Annotated in this window: 13 protein-coding genes; 8 read left to right on the plus strand and 5 right to left on the minus strand. The window is 59.5% G+C overall.

Annotated features, from left to right (window positions below):
* Position 1 precedes the first annotated feature (1 nt).
* The 6 genes from tssH to K5E40_RS22505 all read left to right on the plus strand — a co-directional run bounded on the left by tssH (position 2) and on the right by K5E40_RS22505 (position 8,487).
* Positions 2-2,545 carry a type VI secretion system ATPase TssH gene (gene tssH, locus K5E40_RS22480; RefSeq protein ID WP_221732675.1) on the plus strand — a complete coding sequence of 848 codons (2,544 nt, stop codon included), beginning with the start codon at positions 2-4 and terminating at the stop codon, positions 2,543-2,545.
* 77 nt (positions 2,546-2,622) lie between these two features.
* A complete protein-coding gene (locus tag K5E40_RS22485; protein WP_221732676.1) occupies positions 2,623-4,119 on the plus strand; it encodes a hypothetical protein in 1,497 nt (498 codons plus the stop codon).
* Positions 4,120-4,226: 107 nt separating this feature from the next.
* Complete coding sequence (locus tag K5E40_RS22490; RefSeq protein ID WP_221732677.1) at positions 4,227-5,174, plus strand: hypothetical protein; 948 nt, start codon at positions 4,227-4,229, stop codon at positions 5,172-5,174.
* A gap of 48 nt (positions 5,175-5,222) precedes the next feature.
* Positions 5,223-5,891: an endonuclease/exonuclease/phosphatase family protein gene (locus K5E40_RS22495; RefSeq protein ID WP_221732678.1), complete on the plus strand. Its 669-nt coding sequence runs from the start codon at positions 5,223-5,225 to the stop codon at positions 5,889-5,891.
* 31 nt (positions 5,892-5,922) lie between these two features.
* Positions 5,923-7,932 (plus strand): type VI secretion system tip protein VgrG, encoded by a 2,010-nt coding sequence (tssI, locus tag K5E40_RS22500; protein WP_221732679.1) that lies wholly within the window; start codon positions 5,923-5,925, stop codon positions 7,930-7,932.
* Between the two features lie 12 nt (positions 7,933-7,944).
* The gene (locus tag K5E40_RS22505; protein ID WP_221732680.1) at positions 7,945-8,487 is read left to right on the plus strand and encodes a toxin-antitoxin system YwqK family antitoxin; all 543 of its coding nucleotides are present in this window, start codon (positions 7,945-7,947) and stop codon (positions 8,485-8,487) included.
* 115 nt (positions 8,488-8,602) lie between these two features.
* Here the strand turns inward: K5E40_RS22505 and K5E40_RS22510 are convergent, their stop codons facing one another.
* The gene (locus tag K5E40_RS22510) at positions 8,603-8,998 is read right to left on the minus strand and encodes a DUF4280 domain-containing protein (RefSeq protein ID WP_221732681.1); all 396 of its coding nucleotides are present in this window, start codon (positions 8,996-8,998) and stop codon (positions 8,603-8,605) included.
* Positions 8,999-9,188: 190 nt separating this feature from the next.
* On the opposite strand from K5E40_RS22510, the gene K5E40_RS22515 reads away from it, so the two are divergent.
* Positions 9,189-10,256 carry a phosphotransferase family protein gene (locus K5E40_RS22515; protein WP_221732682.1) on the plus strand — a complete coding sequence of 356 codons (1,068 nt, stop codon included), beginning with the start codon at positions 9,189-9,191 and terminating at the stop codon, positions 10,254-10,256.
* Between the two features lie 22 nt (positions 10,257-10,278).
* Complete coding sequence (locus K5E40_RS22520) at positions 10,279-11,046, plus strand: SDR family oxidoreductase (RefSeq protein WP_221732683.1); 768 nt, start codon at positions 10,279-10,281, stop codon at positions 11,044-11,046.
* A 169-nt stretch (positions 11,047-11,215) separates the two neighbouring features.
* Here the strand turns inward: K5E40_RS22520 and K5E40_RS22525 are convergent, their stop codons facing one another.
* The 4 genes from K5E40_RS22525 to K5E40_RS22540 all read right to left on the minus strand — a co-directional run bounded on the left by K5E40_RS22525 (position 11,216) and on the right by K5E40_RS22540 (position 14,678).
* On the minus strand, positions 11,216-11,437 hold the full coding sequence (locus K5E40_RS22525) for a hypothetical protein (RefSeq protein WP_221732684.1): 222 nt from the start codon (positions 11,435-11,437) through the stop codon (positions 11,216-11,218).
* Positions 11,438-11,762: 325 nt separating this feature from the next.
* Complete coding sequence (locus K5E40_RS22530; protein ID WP_221732685.1) at positions 11,763-12,020, minus strand: DUF1652 domain-containing protein; 258 nt, start codon at positions 12,018-12,020, stop codon at positions 11,763-11,765.
* Positions 12,021-12,158: 138 nt separating this feature from the next.
* Positions 12,159-13,655, minus strand: a complete 1,497-nt coding sequence (locus tag K5E40_RS22535; protein ID WP_221732686.1) for a helix-turn-helix transcriptional regulator — start codon at positions 13,653-13,655, stop codon at positions 12,159-12,161.
* Between the two features lie 141 nt (positions 13,656-13,796).
* Positions 13,797-14,678: a LysR substrate-binding domain-containing protein gene (locus tag K5E40_RS22540; RefSeq protein ID WP_221732687.1), complete on the minus strand. Its 882-nt coding sequence runs from the start codon at positions 14,676-14,678 to the stop codon at positions 13,797-13,799.
* Positions 14,679-14,682 lie beyond the last annotated feature (4 nt).

Raw genomic sequence — 14,682 nt, forward strand, 5'->3', positions numbered from 1 at the left:
AATGGAACTGGCCAGCCTGATCGGACGCCTCAACCCGGATAACCGCCGCGCCCTCGAACGCGCCGCGCAACGGTGCCTGCAACGCGGGCATCACTTTGTCGAGATTGAGCATTTGCTGCTGGAGTTGCTGGATATCGAGGGCGGCGACTTTGCCTTTTTGCTGCCGCGCTTCGGTCTGGAGCGTGATGCGCTGAGCGCTGAAATCAACAAGGCGCTGGAACTGTTCAAGGCTGGCAGCACGCGCACGCCAGCGCTGTCGTCGCACACCTTGGGCTTGCTCGAAGATGCGGTGGTGCAGGCCAGTGTGCTGGGACTCGACAGCATTCGTTCGGGGCTGCTGCTATTGGCGTTGATTGACCGCGATGAGCGCCGCAGCCTGCTGCTCAACAGTGCCTCGTCGTTACTGCGCATTCCCAAAGAAGCGCTGCGGGCGAACTTGCTGGAGTGGACCGAAAACTCCCGTGAGCACGTCGGCCCACGTTCCGCGGTTTCCTCTGGACATCCTGCGCCACGACAGGATTCGGTGCTGGATCAATACACCCAGGACCTGACCGCCGACGCCCATGCCGGGCGCATCGATCCCATCGTGGGTCGCGATGGTGAGATTCGCCAATGCATCGACATTCTTTTGCGGCGCCGGCAGAACAACCCGATTCTGGTCGGCGCACCGGGCGTGGGCAAAACCGCCGTGGTCGAAGGCCTGGCCCTGCGCATCGCCGCCGGCGACGTGCCGCCGTCGTTGCAGGAAGTCAGTTTGCGCGTGCTTGATCTCGGTCTGTTGCAGGCCGGCGCCGGGGTCAAAGGCGAGTTCGAACAACGGCTCAAAGGCGTGATTGACGCGGTACGCAGCGCCGACAAACCGATCATTCTTTTCATCGACGAAGCTCACACCCTGATCGGCGCCGGCGGTGCCGAGGGCGGCAGTGATGCGGCCAACCTGCTCAAACCGGCATTGGCCCGAGGCGAGTTACGCACCCTCGCCGCGACCACGTGGATGGAGTACAAAAAATATTTCGAGAAAGACCCGGCCCTCGCCCGCCGCTTTCAGTTGGTTCAAGTGGAGGAACCGGACGAAATCACCGCCGTGGAAATGCTCCGTGGTGTCGCCGCCAAACTTGAACAGCACCACGGCGTGCAGGTGCTCGATGCGGCGATCCACGAAGCGGTGAAACTGTCGCACCGCTACATCTCCGGCCGTCAGTTGCCGGACAAAGCCATCAGCGTGCTCGATACCGCGTGCGCCCGCGTTGCCCTCGGCCAGCACGACGTGCCCCCACCACTGGAAAGCCTGCGCCACCGGCAAAACAGCCTCAAGGATGAAGTCGAGCGCTTGCGCCGCGAACAGGCCACGGGGCTGGATCACCGTGAGCGCATTACCCTGCTGGAAAGCGAATCTGGCGGCAACGTTCAAGCCATCCGAGAACTGGAAACCCGTTGGGGTGAAGAGCGTGTAGCCGTGCGCGAGCTGCTCGACACTCGTCGTGAGTTGCTCGACTTGAGCGAGCGCGCCGACAGCGACAAACCCGACGAAGCGACTGATAGCCGCATCGATCATCTGGCCGCTGAACTGCTGCGTCTGGAAGCCGGTCTCGATGCGATTCGCCAGGACGATCCACTGGTGCCCGAGCAGGTCGATACCAAAACCGTCGCCGCCGTGATCGCCGGATGGACCGGCATTCCTGTCGGCAAAATGCTCGCCGACGAAGCCCATGCCGTGCGCACACTTGGCACCCGCATGGGCCAACGCGTCATGGGCCAAAGCACCGCGCTCAACACTATCGCCCAACGCTTGCAGGCCTATCGCGCCGGCCTCACCGACCCGCAAAAACCGGTCGGGGTGTTCCTGCTGGTCGGCCCTACCGGCGTCGGCAAAACCGAAACCGCTTACGCGCTGGCCGATGCGTTGTACGGCGGCGAACGCAACCTGATCAGCATCAATCTTTCCGAGTACCAGGAAGCCCACACCGTCAGCCAACTCAAAGGCGCGCCGCCCGGTTATGTCGGTTATGGCAGCGGTGGCGTGTTGACGGAAGCGGTGCGGCGCAAACCCTATTCCGTGGTGTTGCTCGATGAGATCGAGAAGGCGCATCCGGATGTGCTCGAGGCGTTCTACAACGTTTTCGACAAAGGCTTGATGGAGGACGGCACCGGATTGGTGGTGGACTTCAAAAATACCGTGATGCTCGCCACCAGCAATGTCGGTGCCGAGTTACTGCTCGACACGCCCGTGGCACAACTCGGCTGCGAAGCTTTCAACGAAGCCCTGCACAAAGTCCTGCTACAAGCCTTCCGCCCGGCATTTCTGGCGCGCATGACCGTGGTCGCGTATCGACCACTGGATGAGGCGACACTGGAAGGGATTGTGCTGGCGAAACTTGAGAAGTTGCGCGGGCGCTATAAGGCGGCGACCGGCAAACAGTTTGAGTTTGATGCGGGGATTGTCAAAGCCGTGCTCGCCAAGTGCAGTGCGGCGGGTGCGCGTGATGTCGAGAATGTGTTGATGACGCAAGTGACGGGGAAGTTGGCGGAGTGGGTGTTGGAGTAATCCCCATCGCCCTTCGCCGATGTACGAAAACCGTGATGAAAGGAAGGTACTCTTCCAAAACTGACAAGGATAATGTCATGAAAAAAAGCCTGAAATTACCGATGAGTCTGCTGGGAGCCTGTGTCGCAATACCGTTGTCCGCACCAGCGGACACCCGACATTTGGAAAACGAGTTGGTGGGCAAGGTGTCCTTCCTGACCTCTACGGTCGAAAAACTTAATGGCGCGAACTTGCAGATTGACCCCTTTCTGACCTCGCCCATTTCCCCGCCGCCGAACTACAAGGGGCCGCTGTTCACACTCAGCCATGATTATCCGACCCAATTACCGACCGGCACTTCCTTCCCGTGGAGCAAGACCATCGGCAACGGCAAGATCACCCAGGCCAACGCCGGTGCCTACGTTCAGGCACTGAAAGATTACGTCTCGCCTGACATGCGCAAGATCGTCTACGACTACACCAACTGGAACTACAAGGGCAGCGGCTGGTACGACTCGATCTGGCTGGGCATAGAGCGTGAGCCCATTCGTGGCGTGTATGTCGGGTCAGGTTTTCCCGCCGGCACGTTGACGGATCAGACCCTGCCCGTGACCACTTATGTGCTGACACTGTACGACACCCGTGCGGCGAAAACCCTCGGCGACATCTGGGGCAAAACCCCTGAACGCGCAATGAATCCGGTGCTGGAAACGAGCACCACGCAGTTTGCCGAAGGCAGCGTCATCATCAAATTTGCCATGGTCAGTGCCTGTGGCAGCGATTGGGCCCCCATGGAAGGCGCCGCCCAATGGGAAATCTACGCACCGGTGAACACCAGCAATGGCAGCGCGCTGAATAAAACACAATGCGTCGGCAAAGACTTCAAGGGCACCACCACTCAACCGGCGATGACCAAGGTGTCGCTGATGCAGTTCGACATCATCGTCAAGGACAGTGTCGCGGCCCCGCAAACCGGATGGGTGTTTTCGACCCTGGTCTACGACAAGAACGCGCCGGGCAAAGACGCCTGGGACAAGATGATTCCGCTGGGCGCCACCTGGGGCGGCAACCCGGACGTCATCAACACGGCGCCAACCGCGCTGACGCCGCCCGTCACGGTCAATCCGAAGCTCAGCGAAAACTGGATCAATCCCCAGTCGCCGGCTTATTCGGCCTCAACCCTGGGATGGGACGGCCGATTGTCAGGCCCGAACGACGGTGCCGTCGTGACCCCGGCCTGGACCGGTTCGCACTATTACCCGGCCGGTCTGGCCAGTGCCGGATGCCTGGGATGCCACAGCAGCGCCCAATATCCGATGACCTCGTTCTTGCTGCCCACCTCCAGCCAGCCACCACAAACCATCGATCCGCCACTTTCGGGCAGCGACCCTGACGCGGCACTGGTCATGGCCGAACCCGGATCGAAACTCTGGATGAGCTGGTTCCAGAGCCGCGACGGCAAGACCCCGATGGGCCCCGACACCTCAGCAGGTGCAAAACCGGTGGCGCTGGATTACGACATGGTCACTGCGTTCAAGGCGATCCCGATGTGGCAGCAGGCCAAGGCCGCTGAGGCTAAAAATGCCGGGAAGTGACTGAATCAAAGGGGACGTATCCACGGGGACGGATGGGTGTTGGCCGTTTGCCAGACAAATAAATCCGTCCCCTTTTTAAGAGATAGGCTTTCAAGGGAGTGCGTGACGTGGCCGAGTATGTATTCACCGTGAAGTTGCCAGCCGCTCGCAGTGGCGGAACACCGGATTGTGATAAATGGACCTTCCACCACGTGCTGCCGTGGAAATATTTTTATTGCCTTGGCAGCCTGCTCGGGTATTACCAGACGGCGGTGATCCTTAACTACAGCCAGTTGACCGGTGGTCCCCCCGATGTAGCCAACCGCACGACACTCAATACCAAGTTCAAGGACATCGTCCAGTGCAATAACGAGATCACCTTGGTGAAAAGCCTGCTGGGTATGGTTGAGGCACAGAGGTTGCTCAATGGTCTCACGCGGACATCCAACGGGGTGGCCGATCGACTGGCCACGGAAACCGTTTCCGCCAATATTTCCAAGTTGTTCGTCGAATGCACCAGCCCGGTGTTCGGCGGTTTTCCAGGCATGGAGGGCAAGCAGCGCAACGACGATCCTGAATCGACCATGGAAAAGAACCGACCTTTCAACGGCAATGCCACATGGTGGTCGGCGCTCCAGGCCATCGGGGCAAAACTCGAACTGTCCAGTTACTGGGCACCTAACGAGCGAAATGGCTGTAAGGACATCAAAAGCGCCGGTTACGGCGACAAGGTGAAGTTCAAACTCACTGACGCGCATTTCAACGATGAAATCTTCGCCCACCTCAGAACACTGGTCACCCCCGGTTTCAACACCACAGTGCTCCCGTTCGATGCCAAATCCTGGCTCAGTCACTACAACGGCTCGACATGGTCGTTCAACATCACCGACAACCAGTTTCAGGTTCCCGAATATGGAGCCGATCTCTCGGGCCTGCGCTTCTCGGTATCTACGATCGACAGCCATGCCGGGCGGAAAAAACATGTGGCGTTCACCCGTTGCCCCACCATCAACAACGAAATGAACCAGCTGCGGCCTACCAAGGAGACATTGAAAACGTTGAACAACCACGCCTGAAAAAATCAGCCGGATGACAAACGCTTTGCAGCAAAGAAGGTCCTAGTCATGAGAATCGGAAGCTTCAATGTCGAGAAAAACGGCAAGTCCTCAACGTTGGACAAACAGACTCAGGTCGACGTTTTTGTCTACAACTGTTGCTCAAGCAATTGCTGGAACGCCGACATTGTTTTCCTGTGCGAAATACATTCGGCGCAAATCGACAATTACCGACAGAACCTTGCGGCCATATACCCTTCCTACAACGTTTACTCTTTCACGGGAGGCTATTCCAACGGCTATATCGTCATGGTCAAAGGCTTTGAAGAACTGCGTGTAATCAGCCAAGGCAGCCTGTTTGCCCTCAACAGGGATCTGATCGCCGTGGAAGTGCATGGTGTCGGGGGCTATACCGGTTACGTGTTCCTGGCGCACTTCAAATCCGGACAAAGCGGGGTGACCAAGAGCCAGCTCAAGTCCTGCACCGCTCTGGGCGGTAAGTGGGTGGCGACGGGGGACCTGAACCTCGACTACAAGAACGTTGGCAAACTCGACAGCGCCGGACTTGCCTATGAATGTTGGGGAGGCCTGCAAACACAGAATAAGGGCGGAATTCTCGATTGGGTGCTGGCGTCGGCGGATGTAACTGTGACGCCTGTTGACCTCACCGGGCTGGCGCAAGTATTCGATATGTCTGGCCCCGACCACCGACCTATTCTGTTTGACGTCACCGGTTGAGTTCACCCTGCACTGTCAAAGAGGATCGTCGATGCCCCGCTCCACCGACAGCAACACCACCCTCTCCCTCACCGCTACCTCGCTGTCGGCGCTTTATCCTGAGTCATTGTCCGGCGATGAAGCGCTCAATGTGCTCGGCTCGCAAACCCTCAACGGCCTCAACGACGGCACCGCCCTCACCCTGACCAGCGCCGTTGCCAGCCACGTCACGACTACCCTGCACAACGACGCGCAACTGCGTCCGTTCGATGCGCTGGTCGCTGAAATCCGCCAGCTCCCCGCCGACGCCACCGCCGAGCGCTATCAGCTTGTACTCAGGCCATGGCTCTGGTGGCTGACCCTGGCCAGCAACAACCGCGTGTTCCAAAACCTCGCCACCTCGGACATCGTGACCACGATCTTCAACGCGCACGGCTTCGGCGATTTCAAACTGTCGCTGACCGGCAGCTACACCCCGCGCGAATACTGCGTGCAATACGGCGAGACCGATTTCGCCTTCGTCTCGCGGCTGCTGGAAGAAGAAGGCATTTTCTGGTTTTTCACCCACGAGGACGGCAAGCACACGCTCGTACTGGGCGACAGCAACGACGCTTTCGTGCAGATCCCTAATGGGCCGAAGGTCAAGTATCTGGGCCAGCAAATGGGCGGGCGCGAGCTGCACGGCATCCGCTCAGGCCAGGTGTGTTTGCAAGCGGTGGCCGGGGTGTACAAGGCGACGGATTACGAGTTCACAACGCCCGCCACTTCACTGTACGGCCAGGCCGAAGCGGTGGCCGGGCCGCGTGCGATCTACGAACATCCGGGCGGCTACAACACCAAGGCGCGCGGCGATACGTTGACCAAGCAGCGCGTCGACGGTTTGCGCAGTGAAGAAAAACGCTTTGTCGGCGAAAGCGACTGTCGCTGGCTGATTCCGGGGCACTGGTTCACCCTCGACGGCCACGACGATGCAAGCCTGAACATCGATTGGGTGGTGACGCGGGTCACCCATGACGTCAGCCATGAAAGCTATCGCAACCGTTTCGAAGCGATTCCCAAAGCCACGCCGTTTCGCCCGCAACGGGTCACACCAAAACCGCGCATGCACCCGCAAACTGCAATTGTGGTGGGCAAGTCCGGCGAAGAAATCTGGACCGACGAATACGGCCGGATCAAGTTGCAGTTCCCTTGGGATCGTGATGGCAAAAATGACGAAACCAGTTCCTGCTGGGTGCGCGTGGTGTTGCCGTGGAGCGGCAAGGGCTTCGGTATGCAGTTCATCCCGCGCATCGGTCAGGAAGTCATCGTGACCTTTATCGACGGCGATCCGGATCGGCCGCTGGTGACCGGGTGCGTCTACAACGGCGACAACGCCCTGCCCTACGCCTTGCCGGCGAACCAGACCCAGTCGGGGATCAAGACCCAATCGTCAAAGGGTGGCGGCGGTTTCAACGAACTGCGCTTCGAGGACAAGAAAGACGCCGAAGAGGTGTTTTTGCAGGCGCAGAAAGATCTGAAGATCAACGTGCTCAACGACACCACGGCCACCGTCGGCCACGACGAAACCCTCACCGTGCAGAACGCCCGCACCCGCACGGTCAAGGACGGCGACGAGACCGTGACCCTGGAAAAAGGCAAACGCAGCGTGACGATCCAGACCGGCAGCGACACGCTCGATGTCAAGGACAGTCGCACGGTAAAAGTCGGCGCTGACCAAGATCACAGCACGGGCGGTAATTACACCGACAAAGTCACGGGCGATTACAGCCTGACCGTGGACGGTAACCTGACGATCAAAGTCAGCGGCACCCTGACCCTGCAAAGTGGCGGCAGCTTCACCATCAAGAGCGGCGCCGATCTGGCCACTTCGGCCAGCACCTCGATCACCCACAAGGCCGGCACTGCCTTGACCAATCAGGCCGGTACATCGCTGGACAACAAGGCCGGAACCACCCTGACCAACGATGCCGGGATCAGCCTGACCAACAAGGGCGCGGCCTCGCAGACCGTGGACGGCGGCGGCATGCTGACCATCAAGGGCGGGCTGGTGCAGGTCAACTGACAGGGAGCAACCATGGCGATCACACCGCTGGACTTGCAGCAGACTGACAAGCAGCTCAAGGGGCGTTTACAGGACGGTCAACTCGATGGCCCGTTGCAAATCAAGGATGACGGGCGCAAGCAGGCCGATTTGAATTACAGCCAGGGCGAGTTGCAGGGTACGTCGCTGCTCTATCACCCCAATGGCAAGGTCTCGGCGCAGATGCCGTTTGTGCGCGACAAGCTGCAAGGGGTTGCCAGTTTTTACGCGCCGGAGGGTTTTTTACAACGCAAGGCAACGTATCGGCGCGGGTTGTTGCACGGTGAGGCGTTTAATTACTTTACAGACGGGCAAGTGGCCGAGGCGGAGTTCTATCGCGATGGCGTGCGTGAGGGACGCTATCAGCGCTTTCATCCCAACGGCAAACCGGCGGTGCAAGCGCGGTATATGAATGGGCAGTTGATGGAGCCGGAGCAAGGATTCGCCGAGGATGGGCGGCCGTTGGGGGCGGATGGCAAGCCGATTTCACGGGTGCGCTGGTGGTATCAACGCTGGATGGATCCGCAGCAGGCCTGACGTTTCAGGGTGTATTGACTGGCCCTTTCACGAGCAAGCCCGCTCACACATTGGAATGCAATCAAACGTGGGAGCGGGCTTGCTCGCGAAGAGGCCGGTACATCCAACGCAACAATCAGGGAATCAGCATCTGCATCTGCCCCGGCATGACGATCTTGATCACCCCCGCCCAGGTGCACATCAACGTACTGTTGGCATCGATCGCTGGCATCCCGCCGAGCAGCAAGGTCGGCGCGCCGCCGGGAATCCATGGCGACGCGGTTGCCGGAATGCACGGCATCGGCGTCAGTACGCCCAGCGCAGCAGCGGTCGCGGCCGCCACCGTCGGATTGGCCATGCTCATGCACACCCCGAACGGCAGGATGTTGACCAGCGGAATGTAATCCATGATGTTCGCCGCCGGCATCCCGCCGGTCAGCGTGCGATTGACCGGCAACACGTTGAGCGCCGACGGTGCGGCGCCGAAGCTGCATTGCAAAGTGGCAGTGGCACAGACTTGCGGACAGCCCATTTCCCGACTCCTTGTTGGACACGGCATACCCGCTAAACCTTAGCCTGCTGCGGCCCACCCTGCACATTCCCAAAGGTGATTATCCGGCAACACGCTAACCTATAAGACCGACCCGCGCTTGTGACCGCCCGAGCGCCCCATTAGATTAGCCAATGATGTCTGGCCTCCAAAATAAGCAGAAGGGATAAGCATGGCGCTTACTGACCAGTCCACCCGTATCCGCTCTGGCGAAGAACTCGATGCCAGCCTGATTGATCCGTACCTCAAGGCACACATTCCGGGCCTGAGCGGCTTGCCTGCGATCAGCCAGTTTCCCGGCGGCGCGTCGAACCTGACTTACCTGCTGGAATACCCCGAACAGGAGTTCGTGCTGCGCCGGCCGCCGTTCGGTCACAAGGCCAAATCCGCCCACGACATGGGCCGCGAATTCCGCATCCTCAATCAATTGCGCGACGGTTTTCCGTATTGCCCGAAAGCCTACGTGCACTGCACCGACGAATCGGTGATTGGCGCTGAGTTCTATGTGATGGAACGGGTCAACGGGATCATCCTGCGCTCGGAACTGCCGCCGGAACTGGGTCTGGATTCAGCGAAAACCGAGGCGCTGTGCAAGAGCTTCATCGACCGTTTCGTCGAACTGCACCGCGTCGATTACAAGGCCTGTGGTCTCGGTGATCTGGGCAAGCCTGAAGGTTACGTTGCCCGCCAGATCAAAGGCTGGAGCGAGCGCTACGAAAAAGCCTTGACCCCGGACGCACCGCACTGGGAAGCGGTCAAAGCCTGGCTCAACGACAAGATGCCAGCCGACCACCCGACGTCGAGCATCGTCCACAACGACTACCGTTTCGACAACGTGATCCTCGACCCGAACAACCCGATGCAGATCATCGGCGTACTCGACTGGGAACTGACCACCCTCGGCGATCCGCTGATGGACCTGGGCAACACCCTCGCCTACTGGATCGAGGCGGGCGACCCGGCGCCGGTGCAACTGATGCGCCGCCAGCCGAGCCACGCCCCGGGCATGCTGACCCGCCGCGAGTTCGTCGACTACTACGCCGAACGCTCAGGCATCCAGATCGACAATTTCGACTTCTACTACACCTACGGCCTGTTCCGTCTGGCCGGGATCGTGCAGCAGATCTACTACCGCTTCTACCATGGCCAGACCCAGGACAAACGCTTCGCGCAGTTCATTCACATGAACAAACTGCTGGAGCAGATGAGCTTGCAGGTCATTTCGAAATCGAGCCTCTGACGGCCCACACCCAGGAACCCTTATGTCCAAGACTCAGTTGTTCGACCTCGACGGCAAGATCGCTTTCGTCTCCGGCGCCAGCCGTGGCATCGGTGAAGCCATCGCCAAACTGCTCGCCCAGCAAGGCGCCCACGTCATCGTTTCCAGTCGCAAACTCGACGGCTGCCAGCACGTCGCCGACGCCATCATCGCTGACGGCGGCAAAGCCACCGCGGTGGCCTGCCACATCGGTGAAATGGAACAGATCAGCCAAGTGTTCGCCGGGATCAAGGAACAGTTCGGGCGTCTGGACATTCTGGTGAACAATGCCGCCACCAACCCGCAGTTCTGCAACGTGCTGGACACCGATCTCGGCGCGTTCCAGAAGACCGTCGACGTGAACATCCGTGGCTACTTTTTCATGTCCGTGGAAGCGGGCAAGCTGATGCGCGAAAACGGTGGTGGCAGCATCATCAACGTCGCCTCGATCAACGGCATCTCACCGGGGATCTTCCAGGGCATCTACTCGGTGACCAAAGCGGCGGTGATCAACATGACCAAGGTCTTCGCCAAGGAGTGCGCGCAATTCGGCATCCGCTGCAACGCCCTGCTGCCGGGCCTCACCGACACCAAGTTCGCCTCGGCGCTGGTAAAGAACGACGCGATTCTGAAACAGGCGCTGACGCAGATCCCGCTCAAGCGTGTGGCCGACCCAAGTGAAATGGCCGGTGCGGTGCTGTACCTGGCCAGTGATGCGTCGAGCTACACCACAGGCGTTTCACTGAACGTGGACGGTGGGTTCCTGTCCTGATCCTGGCGGTCAATCAATAACCCTGTGGGAGTGAGATTGCTCGCGCCCACAGGGGATGTGTATCAGGCCAAGACCCTTGGCAATTGCCCGCCGACATTCAACACCACCCTGCCCACCTGGCCTGCCACCGGCACAATCCACCCAACCCGGGAATTGCGCCCCACCGGCGCTATTGGGTGATGCAACGGGTAGTGGTGATGTGACGAGTCACTTGCCCGTCGGCATACACATCACCGGCTACCTCAGTGTTCTCGAGGACTTGGCAGGTACGTTCCGGCGGCGGAGGTGGCATTACCGGTGGCGGTGGCGGCGCACTGGCACAACCGGCCAACAGCGCCACAGAAAAAACCAACGACAACGGCGAACACACGCGTTTCCCAAGATTGTTCATAGGACGACCCGCGAAAAGAGAGACAAACTCCCGCGACCAAACCGAACACGGAAGACCTGACCACTCATTCTTTATAGCCGAGCCCCTCGCAAGCGCCAGTAAACCGGCCACATCAGGGAAGATTGGCTGTCGATTTTGCGTTGAGCTCCCGGCGCAGATAGCGATTAGAACCTGCTTCGCCAGTCAGGTCGCTTTCGTGAGCAAGCCCGCGCCCACAGGGACCGGGGGCATCTGATAGAAATTGGTCGGCTACCACAGCTGCTATTTGTGCGCCCCGAAACGAAGGAACCCCGAGCCCCAGCAAGCAGCCCGCCCACACAAAAATCTATGCCAGATCAGGATCCCGCGAAGTCCCCAAAGAATTGCTCTCCAGCTCATACCGCAACTCTTCAATCAACGCCTCGACAGACTCCGGCGTGCGCAAGGTATTGAGTTTCAAACCACTGATCACCAAATCCACCTGCCCGGAAACCGGGTGATAAAGCTTCACCGTCAGCGAATGATCACCATCCACCGAACACTCACAAGCCAGCGGCGAAAAACTGTGTTCAAGCCGCGCGCGCAACTGCGCAAGATTCATCATTGGGGGCTGTTCCTTAAGCGGCCTCACAGGGACACGATCCCAAGCCATAACAGGCTCGTATCGCACCCCACCAGACTAAGAACAGCCTCCTCACAGCAACACACGAATTTGCACCTGTCGAGCTAGTGCATTTGCACCTTACCGCTGGCCCTTGCTGCGCCAATCGCCCGAAAACAAGCCACGCTCGCGCGCCCAGACAATCGCCTCACTGCGGCTGTGCACATCGAGTTTGGAATACACCGTCGCCACATGATTACGCACCGTGTTCGGTGCCAGTTTCAGCCGCGCCGCGATCTCCTTGTCCGCCAGCCCCTCGCAGATCAGCCCCAGCACATCGCGCTCGCGTGCGGTCAGATCGGTGAACGACACACTCGGCAATTGCGGCGAATTGACCTTCTTCACATTGGCCAGTTTTTCGATCAGCGTGCGACTGAACCACGAAGCGTCCTTCATCACCTCTTCAATCGCCGCCACCAGTTCAAGCTCGGTACGCTTGCGCTCGGAGATGTCCATCAACACCAGCAGATAGCACGGCATGTCCTGAATATTGACCGTGTCGGCAGACAGCGCGCATTCGAGCAGATCCGCATCCTGCTTGCGCACGCTTACATCGACCCGATCAACCCGGCCATTTTTCTCCAGCGCCGCCAGCAACCGTTCGCGCTCACCGGTGTCGTTGATAAAGTTCAGTTGCGTCACGGTTTTGCCCGCGACGTCATCGCTGGCATAGGCCAGGGTATCGAGGAACGCTTGATTGACGTCGATGACCCGTTGCTCGTCGGCGCTGCAGATCAGAATCGGCACCGGTGTCAGGCGAAAAGCCTTGGCAAACCGCTCTTCACTCTGGCGCAGCGCCACTTCAGCCTTGCGCCGCGACTCCATGTCGACGAAGGAAAACAACATGCATTGCTCGTCATTGAGCAGCAGTGGTTGTCCGGCAACGATCACTTGCTTGGTTGAGCCATCGGACAATCGCAGTTCAGCCTGCATCTGCGGAATGGTCGCAACATCGCGCAGGCGCTGGATGGCCAGGTCTTTATGCTCGGCCTGCTCAAGGATGTCGATTTCATAGGCCGAGGTGCCAATCACCTGATCGCGGGTGTAGCCAGTCATCTCCAGAAACCCCGGATTGACCTTGATATAACGCAAATCGCTGAGACGGCAGATCACCGCCGGCGCTGGATTGGCGTTGAAGGTCTTTTCGAAACGCTGCTCAGCGTTGGCCCAATCAGTAACGTCACTCATGATCAGCACCAGCGACTCGGGCTGGCCATCACGGTCGGTCAGCACCATGCTGCGCACGCTGTGAACCCAGATGCGCTCGGGGTCATCCACGGCGAACACCTCGATCAACACGTCGCTGAAGGCTTCGCAACGCGCGGCACGGCTGATCGGATAGTTCTCGGGCGGCACCGGGTGATTGTTGCGGTAACGCAGGCTGAAGCGCTGAGCGTACTCATCGGCGTTCTTGCCCAGCTCACCGATCCGGTTGACGCCGTGCATGGCCAACGCCGCTTCATTTGCCCAGAGGATGCTCTGATCAAGCTCAAGCAGAATCACCCCGTCGGACAACCCGGCGATGATCTGTTGCAACTGACGACGATTGGTTTCGCGGGTCAGGACTTCCTGGCTCATTGGATCTCCACAAGTGATACGGCCATGTGAAGATTACGACCGCAGCGGCGCGTGATCGTGCGAAGCACCTGCGTGGGTCCGTCATAAGACTGCATGCTGATTTATCCGGCCTCCTCGCGGGCAGGCCCGCTCCCACAGGGATCAGTGTTCCACCCACTCACGCAACGTATCGAGAAACAGCTTGAGCACCGGCGAAGCATCGTCCGCCCGATAGGTGGCGTACAGCGGCACTTCCGGCAGCGGTGGCGTCAGCGCCTTGAACACCAACCCCGGCGGCGCCAGTTGTTCGATGGACGCCGGCAACAGCGCCACGCCAAACCCGGCCTGAACCAGACTGAGCAAGGTCTGCACCTCGATGACCTGCTGACGAATCTTCGGGGTGAACCCGGCGTGGAGGCAGCACTGATAGAGAAAATTGGCAAACCGCGACTGTTTCAGCTCCAGCGCAACAAACGGCTCCTGCGCCAGATCCGCCGGGGCCAGTACTTTGCGACGGGCCAACGGATGATCCACCGGCATCACCACATGAATCGGTTCATAGATCAGCAGCTCATTACGCAACTGCGGATCGTCATAACCCACGCGAAAAACACAGGCATCGATGCGTTTCTCCTTCAACGCCTTGACCTGCGCCGCCGGAGTCATCTCATGTAAACGCCAGGAAACCTGCGGATAGCGCTCGCGAAACAGATGCAGGGCTTTGGGCAGCACACCCACCATGACCGAACTGATCATGCCGATTTCCAGTTCACCCAACTGACCGCGCCCAGTCTGACGGGTCAAATCCAGCGCCCGCTCCAGCTGTTCGAACACCAGCGGCGCCTGCTCCTTGAGCATTTGCCCCGCCGCTGTCAGCTCGACTCGGTGATGACTGCGTTCGAACAACGGCGTGCCGAGCTCTTCTTCCAGCAGGCGAATTTGCTGGCTCAGCGGGGGCTGACAGATGTGCAGCCGTTCGGCGGCGCGACCGAAGTGCAGTTCATCGGCCAATGCCATGAAATACCGCAGCAGGCGCAGGTCCATGGCG

The organism is Pseudomonas baetica (assembly GCF_019733355.1).
Lineage (GTDB): Bacteria > Pseudomonadota > Gammaproteobacteria > Pseudomonadales > Pseudomonadaceae > Aquipseudomonas > Aquipseudomonas baetica_A.

Excerpts from the sequence above, each read along its gene's own strand:
- K5E40_RS22515 (WP_221732682.1), top strand. The coding sequence starts at position 9,189 with ATGGCGCTTACTGACCAGTCCACCCGTATCCGCTCTGGCGAAGAACTC.
- tssH (WP_221732675.1), top strand. The coding sequence starts at position 2 with ATGGAACTGGCCAGCCTGATCGGACGCCTCAACCCGGATAACCGCCGC.
- K5E40_RS22510 (WP_221732681.1), bottom strand. The coding sequence starts at position 8,998 with ATGGGCTGTCCGCAAGTCTGTGCCACTGCCACTTTGCAATGCAGCTTC.
- K5E40_RS22540 (WP_221732687.1), bottom strand. The coding sequence starts at position 14,678 with ATGGACCTGCGCCTGCTGCGGTATTTCATGGCATTGGCCGATGAACTG.
- K5E40_RS22505 (WP_221732680.1), top strand. The coding sequence starts at position 7,945 with ATGGCGATCACACCGCTGGACTTGCAGCAGACTGACAAGCAGCTCAAG.
- K5E40_RS22530 (WP_221732685.1), bottom strand. The coding sequence starts at position 12,020 with ATGATGAATCTTGCGCAGTTGCGCGCGCGGCTTGAACACAGTTTTTCG.
- tssI (WP_221732679.1), top strand. The coding sequence starts at position 5,923 with ATGCCCCGCTCCACCGACAGCAACACCACCCTCTCCCTCACCGCTACC.
- K5E40_RS22485 (WP_221732676.1), top strand. The coding sequence starts at position 2,623 with ATGAAAAAAAGCCTGAAATTACCGATGAGTCTGCTGGGAGCCTGTGTC.
- K5E40_RS22535 (WP_221732686.1), bottom strand. The coding sequence starts at position 13,655 with ATGAGCCAGGAAGTCCTGACCCGCGAAACCAATCGTCGTCAGTTGCAA.
- K5E40_RS22525 (WP_221732684.1), bottom strand. The coding sequence starts at position 11,437 with ATGAACAATCTTGGGAAACGCGTGTGTTCGCCGTTGTCGTTGGTTTTT.
- K5E40_RS22495 (WP_221732678.1), top strand. The coding sequence starts at position 5,223 with ATGAGAATCGGAAGCTTCAATGTCGAGAAAAACGGCAAGTCCTCAACG.
- K5E40_RS22520 (WP_221732683.1), top strand. The coding sequence starts at position 10,279 with ATGTCCAAGACTCAGTTGTTCGACCTCGACGGCAAGATCGCTTTCGTC.